Source organism: Halomarina pelagica (genome assembly GCF_024228315.1).
GTDB classification, from domain to species: Archaea; Halobacteriota; Halobacteria; order Halobacteriales; family Haloarculaceae; genus Halomarina; species Halomarina pelagica.
Genome location: NZ_CP100455.1, coordinates 55,095 through 77,221, shown reverse-complemented (window position 1 = coordinate 77,221; position 22,127 = coordinate 55,095). Strand labels below are relative to the sequence as shown.

Here is a 22,127-nt window from a genome sequence, read left to right as displayed (position 1 = left end):
AACAGTCAAATCGCCGGCCGGTGCAGTTGACGGCATGACTTACCGAGCGGGTATCATCGGCGCGGGTGGCATCGCTGGCCTGGGCGTCCTCGGTCTCCACGACGAGGAGGACATCGGGAAGGAGAAGTTCCCCGAGAGCCACGCGGGCGGGTACGACGCGACCGACGGCATCGAACTGGTCGCCGTCGCCGACGTCGACGAGGAGAAACTGCACACCTTCGGGGAGGCGTGGGAGATCCCCCCAGAGCGGCGGTACGTCGGCCACGAGGCGATGCTGGAGACCGAGGACCTCGACGTCGTCTCGGTCTGTACGCCGTCGTTCCTCCACCACCGACACGTCGTCGACGCGGCGCGGTCGGCGGCGGCCCCCGACGTCGTCTGGTGTGAGAAACCCATCGCCTCCGGCGTGCGCGAGGCGAACGAGATGTGCGAGGTGTGTGAGGAGACGGACACCGAACTCGTCGTCAACCACTCGTTCCGCTTTACGGACAAACTCCAGCTCCTCCGCGATCACGTCCGGGACGGCCTGGTCGGCGAGGTGAAGGCCGTCACTGCGCAGTTCCGCCGCGAACTGCTCCGGAACTCGACGCACCTCGTCGACACGCTGATCTACCTGCTCGACGCCCGACCGGTCCGGGTCAGCGGCTACGTCAACGGGGAGAACGACGCCGTCACCGCGCTGGAGGGCGACCGCGAGGTCGACGACGCCGGCGGCGGCGGGTTCGTCGTCATGGACGACGGCACGTTCGTCTCCATCGACTGCACCGTCGCCCGCGACATCTCGTCGATGACGTTCCAGTTCGTCGGCACCGAGGGGAAACTCTACCTCAACAACGACGACGGCGAGTGGCGCTACTGGACGCTCGAGGACGGTACGCACGTCGAGGAGCCGATTCCGGGCATCGAGGACGCGTGGCGCTGGGACGAGGACTACCGCGGGTCGTTCGCCAACGCCGCCCAGCACGTCGTGGACCTGCTCGACGGTCTGGTCGAGAACCACTCGACCGGCGAGGAGGCGACCCGGTCGGCCGAGGTCATCGCGGGCTTCTACATCTCTCACCACACCGGCGGTCACGTCTCGGTGCCCTTCGACCGGCCGCTCCGGGACGTGACGATCACCTCGTGGTGACCGCGCTCGCGGTCGGGGGCTCCGCGGTCGGTGCTCGAACGCTCCGGCCTCATTCGCCCGTAGCGGAACGGTTTTGACGCCCCCCTCGACAGTGGAGGTATGCGTTACGCACGATTCCGCGACCCGGCGGGTGCCGTACGCCGGGGCGTCTGGACCGACGACGGCATCGAGTTCGGCGGCGACACCTACGACCCCGACGAGGTCGACATGCTCCCGCCCTGTGAACCGACGAAGGTCGTCTGCATCGGGCTGAACTACGCCGACCACGCGGCGGAGACGAACAGCGAAATCCCCGACCGACCGCTGCTCTTCCTGAAGGGACCGAACACCTACGCGGCCCACGGCGACACCGTCACGCTCCCGGCCGGCAAGGAACGCGTCGACTGGGAGGCCGAACTCGGCGTCGTCATCGGCGAGCAGTGTCGCAACGTCAGGGCGGAGGACGCGATGGACGTCGTCGAGGGGTTCACCTGCCTCGACGACATCTCGAACCGCGACGACCAGCGGATCGAGCAGAACTGGGTCCGCGGGAAGGCCTTCGACGGGGCCGCGCCGATGGGACCCGTCGTCGCCGACCCCGAACACGTCCCCGAGGACGCCCGCATCACCCTGCGGGTCAACGGCGAGACGAAGCAGGACTCCTCGCGCGATCAGCTCATCTTCTCGGTTCCGGAACTCATCGAGGAGATCACCGCCTACATGACCCTCGAGGCGGGCGACGTCGTCTCGACGGGGACGCCCGACGGCGTCGGCCCCCTGTCGGACGGCGACGAGGTCGAGGTCGAGATCGAGGGCGTCGGCGTCCTCCGGCACTCGGTCGCCCGGTAACCACGACCGGACGTTCGCTCTCCTCCCGGTTCCCGTTCGTCGTTCGCGCGAGCGATTCGCTCGTGACGGGAGGTGCGCCACTCGGTGGCGTGGTGCTTTTGTACGTCGCCGGAGTCGGCACGAACGTGTCCAGAGACCGTCGTCCGTGGATCGTGCTCGTGGGGTGTTTCTGTATGGCCGCCGGTTTCAACTGCTATCTCATCGCTCCGGCGAGCGTCATCCCGCTCCTCGTCGACGCCTTCGGTATCGACAAGCCGACCGCCGGGCTGAGCATCGGCGTCTTCTTTCTGAGCTGGGGCGTCGCGGGACTGCCCGGCGGGTGGCTCATGGATCGGCACGACAACCGTAGACTGGCGCTCGCCGGTACCGCCGTCTTCGTCGCCGCCAGCGTCGCCACCGCCTACGCGCCGACCTACGACGTCTTCCTCCTCGCCAGACTGGTCGGCGGGGCGACCGGGGCCTTCCTGTGGACGGCGAACGCGAACATCGTCAGCCGGGTGTTCCCCGAGTCGAAACTCGCCCTCGGAACCAGCCTGTTCGTCGCGGCCGGTCCCACGGGGCAGGCCATCGCTCAGTTCCTCGGCCCGGTGCTGGCCGAAACCGCAGGGTGGCGGTCGGTCTTTCTCGTCTATCCCGTGCTGGCCGTCGTCGGCGTGCCGGTGCTCTACGCGGCCGTCCCCGACCCGATTCGGAGCGACGAGCACGTCTCTCTCGCCCGGTTCGCGAGGACGCTCCGGAACCCGACGATCCTGGCCGTCTCGCTCGCGTCCGCCTGTTCGTTCGCGCTGTTCGTCTTCTTCAACTCGTGGATGCCGACGTACGCGACGGAGGTGCTCTCGATCGATCTCGCGGCCGCGGGCGCGGCGACGGCGCTCGTCCCCTTCGCCGGCGTCCTCGCCCGACCGGGGGGCGGCTGGCTCTCCGACCGAATCGACGGCCGGCGGCGTCCGGTCATCGTCTCTTCCTTCCTGCTCTCGCTGCCCGTCATCGTCGGCGTCACCCTCGCCTCCTCGGCGGTATGGTTCGCCGTCGTCATGGCGTTCGCAGGCGCGAGCGTCCAGTTGGCCATCGGCGTCTACTACGTCTACGCGAGCGAACTCGCCGCCCCCGGCACCCGCGGAACGTGTCTGGCGATGGTCACGTCCGTCTCGACGATGGGGGCGCTCGCTGCCCCCGTGGTCGGCGGATGGCTCATCGAAGGTATCTCGTGGACCGCCGGGTACGGGTTCGCCGCCCTCCTCGCCCTCGTCGGTATCGGGTTCACGGTCGCGGCTCCCGAGTCGTGACCGGACTGCCTCCATCGGCCCGGGGGGAAACGACACGTCGGGCGTAGTGTCGTCGCGCTCGGACGCTCCCGCGTAACGAACTTCGTTTTAGCAGCGAAAGTTATATATCGGTTGCCTAATTGGACTGAGGTATGCCATCTCGTGGCAATAGACATGTCGATCGTCGTGCTTTTCTGAAATACCTCGCCGCTAGCGGCTCGACCGCGGCCATCGCCGGCTGTATGGGCGGTGGCGGCTCGGGCGGCTCCGGCGGCGGTAATGGCTCGGGCGGCGCGAGCAGCGACTTCGCCAGCGAGGTCGGAAAGCTCGACTTCGGCTCGAACTGGAAGAAGCGACGGATGGCCACGCTGGAGGAGTGGCCCTACGAGAAGCGCAAGCAGATCCCGACCGACGGGAAGGGAGCGGCCGCGACTACCGCGAAGGCCTGGCTCGACTCCGAGTCCGTCAAGAGTTCGACCTGGACGCCCCCCGAGGGCTGGAAGGACACCGCCGCGAGCGAGGTGGACAAGATCCAGGTCCTCAACTACGGCGACATGCAGTTCGACCCGGCGACGGCCGCGCTCGACGCGATGTTCGAGGCAAAGACGGGGATCGCGGTCGAGCGCCTCCAGATCGTCGTCGACCAGGCCATCCCGAAGATGGCCGCGACGCTCTCCTCGAAGAAGGGCACGCCGCACCTGCTCCAGTCGACGACCGACACGTCGATGACGACGTACGCCCAGAACGGGTGGCTCGAACCGACCGACTTCCTGATGCCGAACGAGGAGATGTGGGAGCCCCTCATCCCGCTGGCCCGGAACACGTTCAACTGGAACGACCACCTCTGGGGCGCGCCGGGGAACAACGAGGGGATGCCCGTCCACGTTCGGGTCGACCTGCTGAAGGAGCAGGGCGTCTCACAGGGGGTCGTCGACAGGATCGCGGGGGGTAAGAGCACCTGGGACGACCTCGAGACGGTCATGAAGGCGTTCGAGGGGACGGACGTCTTCGGCTGGTCGTACCGCGGTTCCTCGCTGACCTACACCGAGCGCGACTTCCGCGTCCACTGGTACCAGACCGGCGGCCAGTACGTCCAGGACGACGGCACCGTGAAGGTGAACGGTCCGGGGGCCCAGCTCGCGCTGAGCAAGATGATCGAGTGGAAGGACAAGGGCTGGGTCCCGGACGGGGTCACCACCTACACGCAGGGCGACCTCGCGGACGGGTTCCTGGCCGGGCAGTTCGCGATGGTCCCGGTCGCGACCGACCTGTTCGCCGACGCCGCGGCCAAGTACAAACTCAACGAGCAGTACGTCCTGGCACCGCCGTTCAAGGGCACCGACGGACCGGCACCGGCGCGGCACACGTGGGGCGGCGGCCCCGTGCTGGCGACGAACAAGTTCGCGCCGACCCCCGAGAAGGTCGCCGGGGCGCTCCTGCAGGACGCCCGGTACTCGCTCGAGGCGGGCTGGTGGGAGTACGTCGTCGAGAGCAACATGGCGTACCCGAAGGCGGCGTTCGAACAGGCCACCCAGACGGACGCGGTGCCCTTCTCGAAGGTCCGCCAGCGGACGATGGAGGTCGCGAAGAACGAGGTGTTCCCGCAGCAGCGCGCCATCATGCAGCGCGTGAGCGAGGAACTCCAGGTCGCTCTCGCCGGGGACAAGTCCGCCAAGAAGGCCCTCGACGACGCCCAGAACTTCGTCGACACCGTGCTCGGCCGGTGACGCGCGGAGGACGACCCATCAATCCACCATAATGTCAACAGAAACTCACGTGGGCGGGTTGCGAACGGACACAGACACCGTGCGGGGACGGATCAGCAGGTTCGTCAACGATCACATCCTGCTGGTGCTGCTGGGCCCGGGGCTGCTGGTCATCGCGGCCATCTTCGTCTACCCCGTCGTCTGGATGTTCTACCAGTCGCTGTTTCTGACGGCGCCCGGGCTGCAGCCGCGGTTCGCCCCGCTGTACAACTACACGAAGATGTTCACGTCGCCCAGGTTCTGGGATTTCTTCAGCAACACCGTCTACTACTCGTTCGGCTCGCTGCTCGTCTCGTTCACGACGGGGATGGTCCTGGCGCTCGCGATCAACCACGTCCGAAAGAAGTGGCTCAGGAACAGCTACGCGACGATCATCCTCTTCTCGTGGGCGCTGCCGATCGCGGTCGTCGCGCTCATGTGGAAGTGGATCCTCGTGGGCGGGCCGTACGGGCTGTTGAACATGATCCTGCTCGATCTCGGGTTGATCGACGAGAGCATCGCGTGGCTCTCGAATAAGCGGCTGGCGCTGCCGATCGTGACCCTGGTGGACGCCTGGCTCCGCATGCCGTTCGCGATGGTCGTGTTCCTGGCCGGACTGCAGGCGATCCCCCAGCACATGTACGACGCGGCGCGGGTCGACGGCGCGACCACCTTCCAGCAGTTCCGCCACATCACGCTCCCGTACCTCCGCCCGTACATGGCCATCGTCGGGCTCATCAGCTGGATGTTCGCCTTCCGCGCGTTCGCGATCATCTTCCCGATGACCCACGGGGGCCCCGGCGTGCGGACGACGACGCTCGCGATCATGATCTACCGCGAGGGGATGGTCAAACTCGACTTCGGGTACGGGTCGGCGATCGCGGCGTTCCTCGTCATGGTCACCGTCGTCCTGGCGACGTTCTACGTGACCGTCGTCCTCAAGCGCATCGAAGAGTGAGAACATGAACGACTACGCACACACGACCGGAGCACGCACATGAGCGCCGACAGCTACGAACGCATCCCGTACAGCACACGACAGCGGTTCTGGGACTTCGTCGAGAGCCCGTTGATCGTCCACGCCGTGTTACTCATGGGCGTCGTCACGATCCTCGTTCCGATCACCTGGGAGTTCCTGACGTCGATCAACTCCGCGCAGGGCGTGTTCAACGCGTCGTACTTCCCGGACACCGTCACCTTCAACGCGTACCGCGAGGTGCTCATCCGCGAGGGCTACTGGAAGGCCGTCCGGAACAGCCTCATCATCTCCACGACCACGACGCTGATCGTGATGGTGCTCGCCGTCCCGGCGGGGTACGCCTTCAGCCGGTTTCGCTTCCCCTTCGACAACGTGATCTTCATCGGCGTGATCTTCTCGCGGCTGTTCCCGCCGATCGGGATCATCATCCCGTACTACCAGGGTCTGAGCGCGCTCGGCCTGCTGAACACCATCCCGGGGATCATCCTCGCGGAGGTGTACCTCTGGTTGCCCCTGATGATCTACATCATGCGGAACTTCTTCATCTCGATCCCCGAGGAGCTAGACGAGTCCGCGCTCGTGGACGGCTGCACGAAGTTCCAGGCGTTCACGAAGGTGGTCCTCCCGCTGTCGAAGCCCGGCGTGGCCGCCGTCGGAATCCTGACGTTCCTGTACTCCTGGCGCGAGTTCCTCTTCGCGTTCATGGCGTCCCAGGACCTCGCGTCGCGGCCGATCTCGGTCGCGGTGTACAGCTTCGTCGGCGAAGTGAACATCAACTGGGCGCAGTTGGCGGCGGCGTCGGTGGTGGCCATCCTGCCGACCATCTTCGTCGTGCTGTTCTTCCAGCAGTACATCGTCAGCGGCCTGACCTCGGGGGCGCTCAAGGAATGACCCGAAACCGGAACGCCACACCCGCGAGACGGCGCGACCGAACAGCGGAGCTAACCGTACTTTCGACCCACCACACGAATCCACGATGAGCGAATCAACGAAGACGACGGACCTCGAGGCGGGGAGCCCCCCGAGCGAGGAGTCCGTCGAGACTGTCAACGTCCGCATCGACGGGGTAACGAAGGTGTACGAGGAGAGCGGCGGCGGCGACGTCGTCGCCGTCGACGACGTCTCCATCGACATCTACGACGGCGAGTTCCTGGTGTTAGTCGGCCCGTCCGGCTGCGGGAAGACGACGACGTTGCGAACCGTCGCCGGGCTCGAGACCCCGACTGCGGGGCGGATCGTCATCCAGGACGAGGACGTCACCGGGTACGACCCGCGCGAACGGAACATCTCGATGGTGTTCCAGAACTACGCGCTCTACCCCCACAAGACGGTGCGGGGCAACATGGCGTTCCCGCTCGAGGTGCGAAACTACCCCCGAGACGAGATCGACCGCCGGGTCGACGAGACCGCCGAGTTACTCAGCATCTCCGAACTCCTCGATCGCAAGCCGGGGGCGCTCTCGGGCGGCCAACAGCAGCGGGTCGCGCTCGGCCGGGCGATCGTCCGCGAACCGGCCGTGTTCCTGATGGACGAACCGCTGTCGAACCTGGACGCCAAGCTGCGCGTGCAGATGCGGACCGAACTCAACGACCTGCACAAGCGGGTCGGCAAGACGACCATCTACGTCACGCACGACCAGGCGGAGGCGATGACGCTCGGCGACAGGGTCGCCGTGATGAACGACGGCGAACTCCAGCAGATCGCCCCGCCGCAGTACATGTACGACAACCCGGTGAACCAGTTCGTCGCCGGCTTCATCGGCGAACCGCCGATGAACTTCTTCGACGTGACGGTCCGGGAGGCGGGCGACGGGTACGTCGCCGAGAACGATGTCTTCGAGTTCAGACTTCCGGCTGACCTGTCGACGGCCGTCGACGAGTGGGACGGGCCGCGCGACGGGCTCACCCTCGGACTTCGCCCCGAGGACGTTCACGACGCCGACGTCGCCACCGACGTGGTCGGCGAGGGGAACACCTTCGACGCCTACGTCCGCCTCGTCGAGCCGATGGGGTCGGACAAGTTCCTGACGCTGACGCCGGCCGACGCGCCGGGCGACATCGAACGGGAGTTCTCCGCCCGCGTCGCGCCCGACAGCCGCATCGAGGAGGATCGGGTCGTCGCGCTCGTGGCGAACCTCGAGAAGGTCCACCTGTTCGACGACCGTACCGGCGAGAACATCGGTCTCTGAGCCGGCTCTCGCCCCCTCGGGGGGTCCGACGGTTCAGCCCGACGGTTCAGCCGTCCTTACGGTAGGCGTCGAGTCCCGTGAACCGAGTTCCGTGCCCCGGTTCGTCCGGCGGCGTGAACGCCCCGTCGTCCGGTTCGAGGGGCGTCTCCGTGACCCCGTCGAGCACCGTCGAGTGGTGTTCGACGTAGGGGACGTTGTCGAACGCCGTCGCCAGGTGGACGTGGATCGGTTCGACGTAGTGCGGCGAGACGGGGAGCCCCCAGACGCGCGCGGCGTCGGCGACGCCGATCCACGCGGTGACGCCGCCGACGCGGGTGACGTCCGGCTGGAGGACGTCCGCCGCCCCGGCCGCCATCGCCTGCTTGAACTGCGTCTCGTTGAACAGGTTCTCGCCGAGCGCGACCGGCACGTCGATCCGGTCGCGCAGGTCGGCGTGGCCGGCGAAGTCGCCCTTGTCGAGCGGTTCCTCCAGCCAGTCGAGCGGTACGTCGCCGAGATGTCTGGCGAACCGTCGCGCCTCTGGGACGGTGTACGCGCAGTTGGCGTCGACCATGAGGTCCATCTCGTCGGGCAACGCCTCGCGGACGCGGCGGACGCGCTCTGCGTCCTCGGCGTGGCCGCGGCCCACCTTCATCTTCATCCCGGCGAAGCCGCGCTCGGCGGCGGCGTGGGCGTTCTCGACCAGCCGGTCGGCGTCGTACTGGAGCCACCCGCCGTGAGTCTGGTAGGCGGGCACCTCGCTCCGGTCGCCGCCGACGAGTTCGTACAGCGGGGCGTCGAGGCGGCGACCGAGCGCGTCCCACAGCGCGATGTCGACGGCGGAGACGGCGAGTTCGGAGACGCCCTCCCGGCCGACGTACGTCGTCGCCGCCCGTAGCCGGTCGCGGGCGATCCGGGGAGCGGCCGGTCCGCCGACGAGGACCGGCGCGAGCGTCGTCTCGACGAACTCGCGGACCGCCGAGCCGCCCTCGCCGATGGTGTGGGTGAAGCCCATCCCCCGGCCGTCGTCGGTCTCCACCTCGACGACTATCAGTTCGAGTTCGTCGAACGACTGGGTGGCGTCGTCCAGCGACTCCTCGTTCGGTACGCCGTACAGGTCGACGTCGACGTCGGTTACGCGCGTCACGCCGACGGCTACGGGGAGTCCCGTTATCAAACTACGCGACTACGCGCGGTACCGCGCCAGCGCCTCGGCGTCGAGTTCGACGCCCAGTCCGGGGGCGTCCGGTATCGACACCCGACCGTCCTCCGCGGCGAAGGGCTCGACGGCGAGCGCCGAGCGGAGCGGGTTCGAGGATCGGTCGAACTCCAGCCACGGTCGGCCGTCGAGCGTGGCTATCAACTGGAGGCTCGCGCCGAGACAGACGGCCGTACCCCACACGTGCGGGACGAGCGGGACGCCGCGGTCGCGCGCCCGACGCGCGATGCGGCGGGCCGGCGTCAGGCCGCCGACGATGCAGACGTCGGGCTGGGCGACGTCGACGGCGTGCGCCTCGAACAGGCGGTCGAACTCGAACGGCGCGTGGCACTCTCCCCCCGCGACGGGAACGTCGAGCGTCTCTCGCAGATGGGCGTACCCCTCGACGTCCTCCGGCCGGACGGGCTCCTCGAACCACTCCACGTCGAGCGACTCGAGTTCGCGGCCCACGCGGCGGGCGTCCCGCCGGTCGTAGGCGTAGTTGGCGTCGACCATCACCGTCGTCTCCGGACCGACGGCCTCGCGGACGCGGCGGACGAGTTCGACGTCCTCCTCGGGACCGTAGCCGAGCAGTTCCAGCCCCACCTTCAGTTTGACGGCACCGAGTTCGTCGGCGTTGGCCCGCGCCTCCGCGACGATGCGATCGTACTGCCTCTCGATCCCGTCGACGGGCTTGAAGTAGTGGCCCGTGACGTAGGGGCGGACCGACTCGCGCCGTCGTCCGCCGAGCAGCGTCGCCGTCGACACGCCCTGTAGTTTGCCCGCGAGGTCCCACAGCGCGACGTCGACGCCACTTATCGCCGGCAACGGCACGATCGTCTGGTACGTCGCCCGCCCCACGTCGTAGAGGCGGTCGTAGAGGCGTTCGACGTCGAGGGGGTTCTCGCCGACGACGTGCGGGGCGAGCACGGACTCGACGGTCTCGACCGTCCCCTCGACGGGCCCCCAGCACTCGCCCCACCCGACGGTACCGTCGCTCGCCTCGACGCGGACGAGCGTCGCCGTCCGCTCCCGGACCCACGCCTGCGAGTAGCCGAACGGCTCGTCGACCGGAGCGCGCACGCCGACGGCCTCCACCGCGTCCACCGTCACCTCGGTCATGTGGACGATGCCCCCGGGGACGGTAATAGCTGTGTCCGTTTCCGCGTCGACCGGTATCGGGGAGCGACGTTTCGCGTTCGCCCGGTGGGCCCCCCGCTCGTGGCCGACGGACCCCTCACCGGCCCCGACTCCCCCACGCGAACGCCGTCCACCCGCCGTCGGCCGTGAGCACCTCGCCGGTCACGAAGTTGTCGCGCGAGGCGAGAAAGAGCGCGCAGTTGGCCATCTCGTCGGTCGTGCCGAACCGCCCGAGCGGCGTCCGGTTTCGGACGTCCGCCTCGGTGTAACCGGCCGACTCCATCGACTGGTCGGTGATGGCCGTGCGGATGTAACCCGGCGCGAGCGCGTTGACGTGGACGCCGTGCTCGGCCCACTCGACGGCGAGCGTCCGGGTGAGGTTGTCGACGCCGCCCTTCGCCGCGCAGTACGGCGAGCGGCCGTGGAGCCCCATCGACCCCATCATGCTTGAGACGTTGACGATCGCGCCGCCGTCACCCTGTTCGATCATCCGCCTGCCCGCCGCCCGCGACCCGTAGAAGACGCCCGAGAGGTCGACGTCGATCACCCGCCGCCAGTCCTCGGGGGCCATCTCCTCGGCGGGACCGACGATCGTCATCCCGGCGTTGTTCACCATCACGTCGAGTCGGCCGAACTCCTCGACCGTCGCGTCGACGAGCGCCGACACCGACTCCGGGTCGGTCACGTCGCACTCGACGGGGAGCGTCGACGCCCCCTCGACCTCGGCGGCGATCTCGTCCGCGGCCGCCTCCGCCCGCTCGCGGGACCGGGAGTTCGTGACCACGTCGGCCCCCTCCCGGGCCAGCGCCCGCGCGATGGCCTTGCCGATGCCCGTGCTCGATCCCGTGACGATGGCCGTCTCGCCCTCGAATCGTCCGTTCATGCGGGTGATGCTCACGGTCGCGCCTAATAGTCTCTGGCATCCCCCCGCGCTGGTCGCCGGCGACCGAAGCTTTAGGTCGGGTGACGGCGAGGGTCGGCCATGGACGTCGTACACAGCGGCGACCGCGCGGCCCCGGAAGTGCTCGACGGCGTCGAACTGGCGCAACTCGCCGCGGGCGAGCGGATGAGCGTCCAGCACTTCGACATCGGGCCGGGGGCGGTCGTCGGCGACCACAGCCACGAACACGAACAGGCGGGGTACCTCTTCAGCGGCGAACTCGTCTTCACCGTCGAGGGCGAGGAGTACCCCGTCGAGGCGGGGGACTCGTACGTGATCCCGGGCGAGGCGGTACACGCCGCGGAGAACCGCGGCGACGAACCCGCGGTCGGCGTCGAGATATTCAGCCCGCCGCGGCCCGTCCCCCCGTGGGCGGACGACTGACTGCTACCGACCGAAGCGTTATCTCCGCCGCCGGAGCAAGGTGAGCATGGCACCGAGTGACGGCGAACTCTGTGACCGGTACGCGCAGTTACATCCGGGTGCGGTGGCCGACAGCCTCGACGCGCTCGGCTACGAACGGCGGACGCTCGCGAGCGCCATCGATCCGTTGACCCGAGACACCCGGATGGCGGGGCTCGCCTTCCCCGTCCGGGGTCGTCCGGACGAGGGGGCCGACTACGACGAGAACATCGAACGCTTCCTCCGGATGCTCGGCGACGCCCCCGAACACGGCGTCGTCGCCTACGAGACGAACGACGAAGAGGCGGCCCACCTCGGCGAACTGTCGACGACGGCGCTCGCCGCCCGCGGGTGTCGCGGGGCGGTCGTCGACGGCGGCGTCCGCGACGTGCGGCGCATCCTCGAAGGGGGATTCCCCGTCTTCTCGCGCTACCGGACGCCGGCGGACGCGCCCCCGAGGTGGCGACTGGACGACTGGGACGTCCCGGCGCTCGTCGGCGGCGTCGAGGTACGCCCCGGGGACGTGCTGGTCGGCGACGTCGACGGCGTGGTCTGCGTGCCGGGTGACGTGGCGGAGACGGTACTGGAACGGGCGGAGGCCAAGGCCGGGACCGAAGACGACGTGCGCGAGGCCGTCCGCGGCGGGACGGCCCCGCTCGACGCCTACCGCGAGTTCGGCGCGTTCTAGGCGTCGAGTCTACTCGAACGCGCTGGCGGCGAACCCGCCGTCCACCGTGAGGATCTCGCCCGTCGTGTACGAGGCCGCGTCGCTGGCGAGGTAGACGGCCGCGCCGGCGATCTCCCGCGGGTCGGCCATCCGTCCCATCGGGGCGCGCTCTCGGATGCGCTCGTAGCGGTAGCTCCCCTCGGCGTAGGCGTCCGCCGTCTGCGGGGTCGCCACGTACCCCGGTCTGATGGCGTTGACGCGTATCTCGGGGGCCAGTTCCTTGGCGGCGGTGCGCGTGAACGCGTCGACGGCCCCCTTCGCCGTCGAGTAGGCGACGAGGTTCGCCATCGTCACGACCGACGAGAGCGAGGCGATGTTGACGATGCTTCCCTCGTCCATCCCGCGGGCGAAGGTCTGGCACGCGCGGAAGACGCCCGTCAGTTGCACGTCGAGGACGGACGCCCACTCCGCTTCGGTGACGTCGAGCACCCCTCGGCGGGCGATGGCGCTCGGGGAGTTCACCAGCACGTCGACGCCGCCGAACTCGTCGACGGTCGCCTCGTAGAGGGCTTCGAGCGAGTCGCGGTCGGTGACGTCGCAGGTGACGGCCACCGAGGGGGACCCGAGCGAGCGGAGTTCCTCGGTCGTCGCCTCGACGCTCGATTCGGTCCGGCTCGACGCGACCACGGCCGCACCGTCGGCGGCGAACGCCCGCGCGATGGCGCGGCCGATGCCGCTGGTGCCTCCGACGACGACCGCCGTCTTCCCCTCGACCGAGACGGGGACGTGCTCGAACTGGTTCGTCATGGTGACACACTCCGACGGGGTGGACTTAGCTATTCCTCCGGACGCAGGTTTATCTGAGAGACGGTCGCACGCTCCATATGGAGATAACGGACGTCGACACCTACACGCTCCACCGGCCGCTCGACCGGGTCGTGGGCGACTCGCGGCTCGAGATCACCGACCTGTACACCGTGGTCGTCGAACTGGAGACCGACGAGGGGTACACCGGGACGGGGTGGATGAACTCGCTCGGCTTCGCGCCCGACCTGATGGAGCGGTTCGTCGACTCGCAGTTCCGGGACGTAGTCGTCGGAGCCGACCCCTTCGCCACCGAGGAGTTGCGCAAGCGACTCCGCGCACGGACCGTCTACTACGGCGAACTCGGGCTGTCGGCGTGGCCCCGCTCGGCCATCGACGTCGCTTGCTGGGACATCAAGGCCAAGGCCGCGGACCAGCCCCTCTATCGACTGCTCGGGGGCGACGACGACCGCGTCCGCGCCTACGCCTCCAGCATGGACGCCCACCACGATCTGGACGACCTCGCCGACCTCCACGGCGGGTTCGCCGACGCGGGCTTCACCGCGTTCAAGACGAAGGTCGGCGACAAGTCGCCCGAGGAGGAGGCCCGCCGCGTCGCCGAGGTCCGCGAGGCGGTCGGTCCCGACGCCGACGTCTTCGTCGACGCCAACCAGGCGTGGACCGTCCCCGAGGCCATCGAGACGGTCGCGGCGATGGACGAACACGGCGTCGACTGGGTCGAGGAACCCATCTCGGAGTTCGACCTCGACGGCCACGCGCGGGTGGCGGCGGCGACGGGGCCCCCGCTGGCGACGGGGGAGATGTTGAACCGCCCCGAGCAGTTCGTCCGCCTCCTGGAGCGCGGCGGCATGGAGATCGCGCAGCCGGACCTGATCCGCGCCGGCGGCGTCTCCGGACAGACGCGCGTGGCGGATCTCGCCGCGACGTACAACGTCCCCCTGGCGACGCACTTCTACTACGTCGTCAGCGCGCACGTCGTCAGCGCCGCCGGGACGGGGTTCGTCGTCGAGTACATCCCGGAGTACGACACGGGACCGCTCCTCGACCCGACGCCGGTCGTCGAGGACGGGCACGTCCACCTCCCGGACCGCCCCGGACACGGCTACCGGATCGATCCCGACGCGAAGGACGATCACCTCGTCACCTTCGACTGACCGGGGGGGGAGGCGGACCAGTAACGTCATGATGCGTGCCAACGCATCGCTCATCGATGTCCGAGACGACAGTCTACTACGACGAGGACGCCGACCTGTCGACCCTCGACGGTCGGACGGTGGCGGTCATCGGCTACGGCAACCAGGGGCGGTCGCAGGCGCTGAACCTCCGCGACTCCGGCGTCAGCGTGGTCGTCGGCAACCGGTCGGACGACTACCGCGAGCGCGTCCGCGAGGACGGCTTCGAGGCCTACGCCATCGACGAGGCGGCCGCCGAGGGTGACGTCGTCGTCCTGCTCGTCCCCGACGAGGTCGCTCCCGAGGTGTACGAGGAGAAGGTCGAACCGCACCTCGCGGCTGGCGACACGCTCTCCTTCTCGCACGGCTACAACGTCACCTTCGACCTGATCCAGCCCCCGGACGACGTCGACGTCGTCCTCGTCGCCCCGCGGATGGGCGGCCCCTCGGTCCGCACGCTCTACGAGGCGGGAGAGAGCTTCCCGAGCATCCTCGCGGTGAACCAGGACGCGACGGGCGAGGCGACGGCGACGGCGCTGGCGCTCGCGAAGGGCATCGGGTCGACGTCCGCCGGCGTCGTCGAGGGGACGTTCGACATGGAGACCACGGTCGACCTGCTCTCGGAGCAGGCGCTGGTGCCGATGCTGATGGGCGCGATGCGGGCGAAGTTCGAGGTGGAGGTGGCCCACGGCATCCCCCCGGAGATCGCCATGTCCGAACTCTACCTCTCGAAGGAGATGGCGGAGATCTTCGAGCTGATGGCCGAGGAGGGATTCCTCGGCCAGTTGCCCTATCACTCGACGACCAGCCAGTACGGCCAGCTCTCCCGCGCCGAGAAGTTCGACCACGAGCCGCTCAAGGCGTTCGTCGAGGAGCGCCTGCGGGAGATCGACGACGGCACGTTCGTCCGGGAGTGGAGCGTCGAACAACGGCTCGACCGCCCCGGCCTCAAGCGGCTCTACAAGAAGCAACGCGAATCGGCGTTCATCCGGGCGGAGCGGGAGACGATGGCGAAGCTCTTCGGACGCGATTGAGAGGGGAGGACGGGACGGGCGAGCGGCGGTCGGCACCGCCGCCGTTTCGATGGAACACGGACACCCCGACGTCACGTCGACGTTCCGACGTGACGCCGCGGGCTAGACGTCCTCGGAGGCGGGCCGGCCGTCGTCGGTCGCCGGCGGCGCGCCGACGATGAGCCAGACGTGCTCTCCGTCGGTGTCGTTGAGCACCTGTCGGTCCGTCTCGGGCGGAACGCGGACCGCCGTCCCCTCCGGGACGTCGACGAGTTCGCCCCCGATCTTCATGCGACCCGGTCCCCGGAGGACGTAGTAGAGTTCCTCCTGTTCGGTCTGGCGGTGGTAGCTCATCGCGTCGCCGGGCGAGAGGTACCACACCTTCGGCCGCATCTCCGTGCAGCCGAGCCGTTCGACCAGGTCGACGTGGTCGGTCCCCGAACTCGCCGACGGCTTCCGTTCCACCTCGTCGACTCGCACCGCGGTGTATTCGTCCGACATCGCCCGGGGTTCGCCGCCGTCGGGTAAAAAGGTGCGTCGTCCGATCGCGGGACGCGCCGGCGGACGAGCGCGGCGTCGACGCACCGGCCCCGCTCGAGTGATTCCGCCGGCCAGCACGTTCGTACCGACCGTCGACACACCGGACGTCATTGACACCCTTGACACCTCCTGACGTCAGCACTCACCGACGTTGACACACCAGACACCTCCTGACACCTCGACGTTGACACCCCTGACGTCATCGACACCCCGACGTTGACACACCAGACACCCAGGTGTCAGGGGTGTCGAGAGTGTCCAGAATTTCGGATCGGGTACGACCGACAGTGCGACTACGGCGCGGGGTCCGCCGAGAGCGGCGCGTCGAGGGCGCGGTCGATCTCCAGCAGGCGGTTGTACTTCGCCAGTCGTTCCGACCGGGCGAGCGAGCCGATCTTTATCTGGCCGCCGTCGACGGCGACCGCGAGATCCGCGATGGTGGCGTCGCACGTCTCGCCCGAGCGCGCCGAGACGACCGTCGCGAAGCCGGCGTCGCGGGCCGCCTCGACGGCGTCGAGCGTCCGCGTCACCGTCCCGGCCTGATTGAGCTTGACGAGCGCCGCGTTCGCCGCGCCCGACGCGGCCGCCCGCCGGATCCGGGCGGCGTCCGTCGCGAGCAGGTCGTCGCCGAGCAACTGGACGCCCGAGAGGCGATCGGCGAGCCGCGCCCACCCCTCCCAGTCGTCGTCCGCCAGCGGGTCCTCGACCGAGACGACGGGGTAGCGCTCGGTCCACCCGGCGACGAGGTCGATCATCCCCTCGCGGTCCAGCGGCCGGTCGAGCGCGGACAGCGCGTACGACCCGTCGCGCTCGTCGTAAAAGTGCGTCGCCGCCACGTCGACGGCGAACGCCACGTCGTCTCGGCTCGGCTCGTGGCCCGCGTCGCGCACGCAGGACGCCAGCAACTCGAAGGCGTCGTCGACGTCGGCGAGCGGCGGGGCGTAGCCGCCCTCGTCGGCGACGAGCGGGCGCTCGCCGTCGGCCTCGATGCGCTCGCGGACCGCGTCGCGGACCGACCAGGCGGTCTCGAGCGCCTCCGGGTAGGTCTCCGCGCCCGTCGGTACGACGAGGAAGTCCTGTATCTCGATGCCGCCGCGGGCGTGGAGGCCGCCGCTCAGCACGTTCACCATCGGCCGCGGGATCGCCCCCGGGTCGCCGTCGGCGAGCGTCCGGTAGAGCGGTTCGTCCCGGGCGTCGGCGACGGCGTGGGCGACGCCGCCCGAGACGCCGAGAACCGCGTTACCGCCGAGGTTCGTGAGGTCCCCGGTACCGTCGCGCTCGACGAGTGCGGCGTCGATCGCCCGCTGATCGGTCGCGTCCATCCCGACGACGACCGGCGCGAGCGTCTCCCGGACGGCCTCGACCGCCGCCGTCACGCCCTTACCGCCGTACCGCTCGCCGCCGTCGCGGCGCTCTACGACCTCGTGAGCCCCCGTCGAGGCCCCCGCGGGAACGGTGAAGACGCCGCGACCCCCCTCGACGTCGACGGCGACGCGGACCGTCGGGTCGCCGCGGGAGTCGAGCACCTCCCAGGCGTCGACGCCGGTGACCGTCGCGCTCACGCACACGCCTCCCGGACCAGGTCGGCGAAGCCGTCCACCGTCTCGGCCTCCCCGCGGAGCCCGCGGGTGGCGACCTCGCGCAACCGCGCTCGCGTCGTCTCGTCGGCGTACTCGACGGGCGACTTGCCGTCGACCCGCGCGAGCATCAGCACCGAGAGTTCGGCGACCGTCTCCCGCTCGACGTCCCACTCGACGGCCGCCTCGTACCGCCGCCAGAACGCGAGCGCCGACCGGCGGAGCGCCGCGCGCGCGTCGGCGACGTGGATCGACTTGATGAACAGGTGGTTGAGCATGAACGCCGCGTCGAACGCCGGGTCGCCCCAGTGGGCCACCTCGAAGTCGAGCACCCACAGGTCGTCGGCGACGAGGACGTTCTTGGGGCTGTAGTCCCCGTGGACGAGCGTCCGGTCGGCAGCGAGGACCCGCTCTGCCTCCGCGAGGACGGGCTCTGCGAGGTCCGGGTGGCGGTCGGCCGTCGTCCGGTGGTACGGGTCGACGCGGAGCTGGTCGAACGGCGTCTTGTCGCGGAACGACGCCCGGACGTCGTCCGTCCCGGCCGCGAGCCGGTGGGCCGTCCCGAGGAACCGACCGAGCGACGCGGCCACCCCGGCGTCGACGCGGCCGGCCAGCAGGTCCCGCTTCCACATCGTCGCCTCGTCCGGCGCGCACGTGACGACGATGACGTGGTCCTCGCGGCTCTCGAACACCACCTCGGGGACGACCACGTCGTCGATGCCGGCCCGTTCGACGACGTCCGCGTACGCGCGGGCGGCGGCGGCCTCGTTGTGGACGCGAGAGACGTCCGCCGGCCAGTCGTCCGCGACGCGGAGGTTCGGGTGCGGTTGCTTCAGCACGTAGGACTCCGCTCCCGCGTCGACGCGGACGACGGCGTTCGAGACGCCGCCGCCGAGCGACGACGCCTCGGCGTCCCCGTCGACGACGCCGTGCCGACGGAGGTACGGCACGGCCGTCGACGCGTCGAGCGTGGCGGTCTCAGCCATCCGGTCTCACCTCGCCTCGCGTGGTTCGTTCGTCATCGTTCGACACAGAGGGGCGTCCGTCTTTATCCTTACCCGGCGGAGCAGGCTATCGTCGACACACGGGCAGGTTTATCAGGCGGACCTCCTATTCCTCCCGCATGGACGTCGGACGCGAGGACGGAGGCTACGACCGCGTCGACGCGGGGTCGTGGACCCTGCGCGACGAGGAGGCCCGGACGTTCGTCTCGGCGGGGACGCGAGCCGTCGCGTCGCTCGTCCGGTCGTCGTTCGGCCCGAACGGCATGACCAGCCAGATAGCGACCGAGGACCTCCAGGGGAGACCGGAGACGGTGTGGACGTCCGACGCCGGCGAGATACTCGACGCAATCGAGCGGGGCGGCGGGTTCGGCCACCCCGTGACCGCGCTGTTCGTGGACGCCGTCGACGCGATGCGGCGGGAACTCGGAGACGGGTCGACCACCGCCGTCCTCGTCGGCGACGCCCTCCTCGGCGAGGGGATCGACCTCGTCGAGCGGGGGCTCCACCCGGGGAACGTCGTCGTCGGGTACGCGATGGCCGCCGCTCGCGCGGGGGTCGTCCTCGACTCGCTCGCCCGCGAGATCGACCCGGAGGACACCGCACCCCTCGAACGCGTCGCCGCGACGTCGATGACCGGGGGGCTCGACGCGACCACCCGCGCGACGTACGCCTCCCGGGTGGCGGAGGCGGTTCGCGCGCTCGCCGGAAGCGGCGACGTCGACTGGGTCGACGCCGACGACGCGAAGGTACTCGCCGGCCCCGAGGCACCGGGCGGTCGCTACCGCGGCCTCGTCGTTCGCCGCTACCCCGGGCCGCTCGACGAGTCCGAGGAGTCGGTGCGGGAGTTCGACTGGTCGACGCTCGATCCGGTGACCGACGCGACGGTGGCGCTCGTCGACGAGGAGATCGACTTCGAGCGGACGGCGACGTCGTTCGGCGAGGGGGGCGACCCGGGCGTCGTCATCGAGTCGTTCGAGCAGTGGGACGCCTACACCGAGGGGCTGGACCGGCGCGTCGCGGCGGTCGCCGATCACCTCGCCGGGATGGGCGTCGACGTGCTCGTCTCCCAGGAGCGCCTCGGCGACCGGGAACGGACGGCGTTCGAGGCCCGCGGCGTGGCCGTCGTCGACGAGGTGAAGTACCCGCTCGCAGACGTCTACCGGCTGGCGCGGGCGACCGGCGGGACCGTGGTCGACGACCTCTCGGAACTCTCACCCGACCGGCTCGGGGTGGCCGGGTCGGTGACCGAACGCCGCGTCGGCGACGAGAAGTGGACCTTCTTCGACGACTGCGAGGGTGGCGTCTACACCCTCGTCGTCGACGTGGAGACGGAGACGGCGAGCGCCGAACACGAGCGACTGCTCGAGGACGCCCTCGAAGTGACCGCGACGGCCGCCACCGACCGACAGGTGCTCCCGGGAGCGGGCGCGCCCGCGATGGCCGTCGCGACCGACCTCCGCGAGTACGCCACCACCGTCGCCGACGTCGAACAGCTGGCCGTCGAGGCGTTCGCCGACGCGGTCGAGTCGGTGCCGACGGCGCTGGCGGAGAACGCGGGCGTCGACCCCCTCGACGCGGTGCCGGCGCTCCGGGCCGAACACGCCACCGGCGAGGGACCGCTCGACGTGGGGATCTCCGCCGCCGGCGAACCGTTCGACGCGTGGGACGCCGGCGTCGTCGAACCCCGCCGGCTGTTCTCGCAGGCGCTGGAGACGGCCAACGCCGTCACCGAACAGTTGCTGACCGTCGACGCGGTGGTCCACCCCGGCGTCGACCTCGGCCGCTTCAGCCCGAACCCCGAACGGGAGTGACGCCGGTCCCCGCCAACGCTGTCCCCGTCGACGCCGTCCTCGTCGACGCTGTCCCCGTCGACGCTGTCCCCGTCGACGCCGTCCCCGTCAACGCCGCTCCTCGCGACCTGCCGGTTCGTCGTCGCTCAGGTCCGACGCCGGGAGTTCGGCGTCCATGCGGACGAGGTGGACGGCGAGGTCCGTCGCCGCCGACCACACCTCCCGCTTGAGCCCCGTCGGTTCGGCGATGGGGTCCTCCGCGAGGACGTCCCGCGTCTCCCCGAACAGGCAGTCGACGCCCACCGCGTCGCGTCCCTCGTGGTGGGCGACCCGGAGGCGGACGAGGCCGCGCCAGCCGTCGATGCCGGCGTTGACCGCCAGTGCCCGCGGGACGACCGCGAGCGCGTCGCCGAACGCCTCGATCGCGAGCTGTTCGGTTCCCGGGACCGACCGGGCGTGCTCGCGGACCGCGAGCGTCGCCCCGGTCTCGGCCGCACCGCCGCCGGGGACGACGGTCCGCGTCCGGCAGGCGTGGTCGACGGCGGCAAGCGCGCTCTCGACGGAGCGCTCGAACGCCTCCACCGACCGCGCGTCCGGAGCCCGACAGAACAGCGTGTACACGGGCGCTCGCTCCTCGCCGACGGACTCGAAGGACGTCACGTCGCGGCCTGCCCGCCTGGTCACGCGGACGTTCGCGCGCCCCACCGCCTCCGTCGTCACCTGATCGAGTCCGGGGACGACCGTCGCGCCGGTGGCGCGGGCGATCCGCCGCAGGTCCCCCTCGTCGACGCGCTGGAGCGCGAGGATGCCCGCGTTCGCCAGCGTCCGCTCGACGCGCTCGTTGATGGAGCGACCGGTCACGACGACGCGACACCCGGCGTCGAGGGCGGCGTCGAGCCGTTCGCGGAAGCGCTCGCGCTCGGTCTCGCCGAGGGCGGCGCGGTCCTCGAAGGTCTCGGGCGTGATGCGGATTCCGGCGTTCAGCCGGCCGGTCGCGCCGCCGAGCCGCGGCACGTCCACCGTCGTCGAGAGCACCGCCACGCCGGCGTCGTCGAGCGTCCGCGGCATGTCGTCGGTCACCGGGTCGCGATCGAGGACGACGCCCGCGACGAGTTCCGTCTCGGCCTCGGCCCCGCCGAGCCGCGAGCGGACCGCCACCCGGTCGGCGTCGAAGCCGTCGTCGGCGTCGAGCGTCGCGGCGACGCGCTCGACGTACCCGCCCACCTGCGCGCGCGTGTTCGGGTTGCGCGTCCCCGTGAGCGCCGTTCGCGCGACGGCGTCGACGCCGACCGCCTCGAGCGGACGGGCGCTCCGTTCCAGTCGGTCGACGGCGACGCCGAGCGCCTCGCGGTACCCCCGCTCGATCGTCGTCGGGTGCAGTCCCAGTTCCGAGAGGCGGTCCGCCTCGTCGAGGAGCGCGCCCGTCAGCGCGACGACCGTGCTCGACCCGTCGCCGTGCGCGTTCCTGAAGTCGCTCGCGGCCCCCTTCAACAGCCGCACCGCCGGATTGTCGAGTTCGAGCGAGTCGAGAACGAGCGACCCAGACGCCGTCGTCGTCACCGTTCCGTCCGTGCCGATCACGAGTTTGTTCGCGCCGAACGGCCCGAGCGTGGTCCGGACGAGGTCACAGACGGTACGGGCGTCGGCCGTCAGGGTGGCGCGCGCGTTCTCGGCCATGCCGTCCGATGGTGCACAGGGCGTTATAGGTGTGTTGGACCGCGGGAGCCCCGTAAGGTTATACGCTCA

20 protein-coding genes are annotated in these 22,127 nt (G+C 69.9%); 12 read left to right on the top strand and 8 right to left on the bottom strand.

Annotation, left to right across the window (positions count from 1 at the left end; all coding sequences use genetic code 11):
* The first annotated feature begins 34 nt into the window (after nt 1–34).
* From NKI68_RS18885 to NKI68_RS18855, 7 genes are all read left to right on the top strand, one after another.
* On the top strand, nt 35–1,129 hold the full coding sequence (locus NKI68_RS18885; protein ID WP_254546850.1) for a Gfo/Idh/MocA family protein: 1,095 nt from the start codon (nt 35–37) through the stop codon (nt 1,127–1,129).
* A 99-nt stretch (nt 1,130–1,228) separates the two neighbouring features.
* Complete coding sequence (locus NKI68_RS18880) at nt 1,229–1,957, top strand: fumarylacetoacetate hydrolase family protein (protein ID WP_254546849.1); 729 nt, start codon at nt 1,229–1,231, stop codon at nt 1,955–1,957.
* A gap of 173 nt (nt 1,958–2,130) precedes the next feature.
* Entirely contained in the window at nt 2,131–3,243 is a 1,113-nt protein-coding gene (locus NKI68_RS18875) for an MFS transporter (protein WP_254546848.1), read from the top strand.
* A gap of 131 nt (nt 3,244–3,374) precedes the next feature.
* Nucleotides 3,375–4,949 (top strand): ABC transporter substrate-binding protein, encoded by a 1,575-nt coding sequence (locus NKI68_RS18870; protein ID WP_254546847.1) that lies wholly within the window; start codon nt 3,375–3,377, stop codon nt 4,947–4,949.
* Nucleotides 4,950–4,980: 31 nt separating this feature from the next.
* On the top strand, nt 4,981–5,925 hold the full coding sequence (locus tag NKI68_RS18865) for a carbohydrate ABC transporter permease (RefSeq protein ID WP_254546846.1): 945 nt from the start codon (nt 4,981–4,983) through the stop codon (nt 5,923–5,925).
* Between the two features lie 39 nt (nt 5,926–5,964).
* Nucleotides 5,965–6,837, top strand: a complete 873-nt coding sequence (locus NKI68_RS18860) for a carbohydrate ABC transporter permease (RefSeq protein WP_254546845.1) — start codon at nt 5,965–5,967, stop codon at nt 6,835–6,837.
* Nucleotides 6,838–6,922: 85 nt separating this feature from the next.
* Nucleotides 6,923–8,134 carry an ABC transporter ATP-binding protein gene (locus NKI68_RS18855; RefSeq protein WP_254546844.1) on the top strand — a complete coding sequence of 404 codons (1,212 nt, stop codon included), beginning with the start codon at nt 6,923–6,925 and terminating at the stop codon, nt 8,132–8,134.
* Between the two features lie 46 nt (nt 8,135–8,180).
* Here the strand turns inward: NKI68_RS18855 and NKI68_RS18850 are convergent, their stop codons facing one another.
* The 3 genes from NKI68_RS18850 to NKI68_RS18840 all read right to left on the bottom strand — a co-directional run bounded on the left by NKI68_RS18850 (nt 8,181) and on the right by NKI68_RS18840 (nt 11,334).
* Nucleotides 8,181–9,260: a mandelate racemase/muconate lactonizing enzyme family protein gene (locus NKI68_RS18850; RefSeq protein WP_254546843.1), complete on the bottom strand. Its 1,080-nt coding sequence runs from the start codon at nt 9,258–9,260 to the stop codon at nt 8,181–8,183.
* 39 nt (nt 9,261–9,299) lie between these two features.
* On the bottom strand, nt 9,300–10,433 hold the full coding sequence (locus NKI68_RS18845) for a mandelate racemase/muconate lactonizing enzyme family protein (RefSeq protein ID WP_254546842.1): 1,134 nt from the start codon (nt 10,431–10,433) through the stop codon (nt 9,300–9,302).
* A gap of 115 nt (nt 10,434–10,548) precedes the next feature.
* The gene (locus NKI68_RS18840) at nt 10,549–11,334 is read right to left on the bottom strand and encodes an SDR family NAD(P)-dependent oxidoreductase (RefSeq protein ID WP_254546841.1); all 786 of its coding nucleotides are present in this window, start codon (nt 11,332–11,334) and stop codon (nt 10,549–10,551) included.
* A gap of 99 nt (nt 11,335–11,433) precedes the next feature.
* On the opposite strand from NKI68_RS18840, the gene NKI68_RS18835 reads away from it, so the two are divergent.
* Nucleotides 11,434–11,775 (top strand): cupin domain-containing protein, encoded by a 342-nt coding sequence (locus NKI68_RS18835; protein ID WP_254546840.1) that lies wholly within the window; start codon nt 11,434–11,436, stop codon nt 11,773–11,775.
* A gap of 46 nt (nt 11,776–11,821) precedes the next feature.
* Nucleotides 11,822–12,481, top strand: a complete 660-nt coding sequence (locus NKI68_RS18830) for an RraA family protein (RefSeq protein WP_254546839.1) — start codon at nt 11,822–11,824, stop codon at nt 12,479–12,481.
* Between the two features lie 9 nt (nt 12,482–12,490).
* Here the strand turns inward: NKI68_RS18830 and NKI68_RS18825 are convergent, their stop codons facing one another.
* Entirely contained in the window at nt 12,491–13,267 is a 777-nt protein-coding gene (locus NKI68_RS18825; RefSeq protein ID WP_254546838.1) for an SDR family NAD(P)-dependent oxidoreductase, read from the bottom strand.
* Nucleotides 13,268–13,344: 77 nt separating this feature from the next.
* Here NKI68_RS18825 and NKI68_RS18820 point away from each other — a divergent pair, with 77 nt between their 5' ends.
* Together NKI68_RS18820 and ilvC are read left to right on the top strand one after the other, a co-directional pair.
* Nucleotides 13,345–14,439 carry a mandelate racemase/muconate lactonizing enzyme family protein gene (locus NKI68_RS18820; RefSeq protein ID WP_254546837.1) on the top strand — a complete coding sequence of 365 codons (1,095 nt, stop codon included), beginning with the start codon at nt 13,345–13,347 and terminating at the stop codon, nt 14,437–14,439.
* A 56-nt stretch (nt 14,440–14,495) separates the two neighbouring features.
* Nucleotides 14,496–15,491, top strand: coding sequence for a ketol-acid reductoisomerase (gene ilvC, locus NKI68_RS18815; protein ID WP_254546836.1), 996 nt, complete (start codon nt 14,496–14,498; stop codon nt 15,489–15,491).
* A gap of 102 nt (nt 15,492–15,593) precedes the next feature.
* On the opposite strand, the gene NKI68_RS18810 is transcribed toward ilvC, so the two are convergent.
* The 3 genes from NKI68_RS18810 to NKI68_RS18800 form a co-directional block, all read right to left on the bottom strand.
* Entirely contained in the window at nt 15,594–15,971 is a 378-nt protein-coding gene (locus NKI68_RS18810; RefSeq protein WP_254546835.1) for a cupin domain-containing protein, read from the bottom strand.
* A gap of 332 nt (nt 15,972–16,303) precedes the next feature.
* The gene (gene eno / locus NKI68_RS18805; protein ID WP_254546834.1) at nt 16,304–17,572 is read right to left on the bottom strand and encodes a phosphopyruvate hydratase; all 1,269 of its coding nucleotides are present in this window, start codon (nt 17,570–17,572) and stop codon (nt 16,304–16,306) included.
* Nucleotides 17,569–18,573: a phosphotransferase family protein gene (locus tag NKI68_RS18800; protein ID WP_254546833.1), complete on the bottom strand. Its 1,005-nt coding sequence runs from the start codon at nt 18,571–18,573 to the stop codon at nt 17,569–17,571. Before NKI68_RS18800 ends, eno begins: the two co-directional genes overlap by 4 nt.
* A 137-nt stretch (nt 18,574–18,710) precedes the next feature.
* On the opposite strand from NKI68_RS18800, the gene NKI68_RS18795 reads away from it, so the two are divergent.
* Nucleotides 18,711–20,402 carry a TCP-1/cpn60 chaperonin family protein gene (locus NKI68_RS18795; RefSeq protein ID WP_254546832.1) on the top strand — a complete coding sequence of 564 codons (1,692 nt, stop codon included), beginning with the start codon at nt 18,711–18,713 and terminating at the stop codon, nt 20,400–20,402.
* An 87-nt stretch (nt 20,403–20,489) separates the two neighbouring features.
* Here NKI68_RS18795 and NKI68_RS18790 read toward each other — a convergent pair whose 3' ends face one another.
* On the bottom strand, nt 20,490–22,058 hold the full coding sequence (locus tag NKI68_RS18790) for a TCP-1/cpn60 chaperonin family protein (RefSeq protein WP_254546831.1): 1,569 nt from the start codon (nt 22,056–22,058) through the stop codon (nt 20,490–20,492).
* Between the last annotated feature and the right edge of the window lie 69 nt (nt 22,059–22,127).

Excerpts from the sequence above, each read along its gene's own strand:
- NKI68_RS18885 (WP_254546850.1), top strand. The coding sequence starts at position 35 with ATGACTTACCGAGCGGGTATCATCGGCGCGGGTGGCATCGCTGGCCTG.
- NKI68_RS18880 (WP_254546849.1), top strand. The coding sequence starts at position 1,229 with ATGCGTTACGCACGATTCCGCGACCCGGCGGGTGCCGTACGCCGGGGC.
- NKI68_RS18875 (WP_254546848.1), top strand. The coding sequence starts at position 2,131 with ATGGCCGCCGGTTTCAACTGCTATCTCATCGCTCCGGCGAGCGTCATC.
- NKI68_RS18870 (WP_254546847.1), top strand. The coding sequence starts at position 3,375 with ATGCCATCTCGTGGCAATAGACATGTCGATCGTCGTGCTTTTCTGAAA.
- NKI68_RS18865 (WP_254546846.1), top strand. The coding sequence starts at position 4,981 with ATGTCAACAGAAACTCACGTGGGCGGGTTGCGAACGGACACAGACACC.
- NKI68_RS18860 (WP_254546845.1), top strand. The coding sequence starts at position 5,965 with ATGAGCGCCGACAGCTACGAACGCATCCCGTACAGCACACGACAGCGG.
- NKI68_RS18855 (WP_254546844.1), top strand. The coding sequence starts at position 6,923 with ATGAGCGAATCAACGAAGACGACGGACCTCGAGGCGGGGAGCCCCCCG.
- NKI68_RS18845 (WP_254546842.1), bottom strand. The coding sequence starts at position 10,433 with ATGACCGAGGTGACGGTGGACGCGGTGGAGGCCGTCGGCGTGCGCGCT.
- NKI68_RS18840 (WP_254546841.1), bottom strand. The coding sequence starts at position 11,334 with ATGAACGGACGATTCGAGGGCGAGACGGCCATCGTCACGGGATCGAGC.
- NKI68_RS18835 (WP_254546840.1), top strand. The coding sequence starts at position 11,434 with ATGGACGTCGTACACAGCGGCGACCGCGCGGCCCCGGAAGTGCTCGAC.
- NKI68_RS18830 (WP_254546839.1), top strand. The coding sequence starts at position 11,822 with ATGGCACCGAGTGACGGCGAACTCTGTGACCGGTACGCGCAGTTACAT.
- NKI68_RS18825 (WP_254546838.1), bottom strand. The coding sequence starts at position 13,267 with ATGACGAACCAGTTCGAGCACGTCCCCGTCTCGGTCGAGGGGAAGACG.
- NKI68_RS18820 (WP_254546837.1), top strand. The coding sequence starts at position 13,345 with ATGGAGATAACGGACGTCGACACCTACACGCTCCACCGGCCGCTCGAC.
- ilvC (WP_254546836.1), top strand. The coding sequence starts at position 14,496 with ATGTCCGAGACGACAGTCTACTACGACGAGGACGCCGACCTGTCGACC.
- NKI68_RS18810 (WP_254546835.1), bottom strand. The coding sequence starts at position 15,971 with ATGTCGGACGAATACACCGCGGTGCGAGTCGACGAGGTGGAACGGAAG.
- NKI68_RS18800 (WP_254546833.1), bottom strand. The coding sequence starts at position 18,573 with ATGGCTGAGACCGCCACGCTCGACGCGTCGACGGCCGTGCCGTACCTC.
- NKI68_RS18795 (WP_254546832.1), top strand. The coding sequence starts at position 18,711 with ATGGACGTCGGACGCGAGGACGGAGGCTACGACCGCGTCGACGCGGGG.
- NKI68_RS18790 (WP_254546831.1), bottom strand. The coding sequence starts at position 22,058 with ATGGCCGAGAACGCGCGCGCCACCCTGACGGCCGACGCCCGTACCGTC.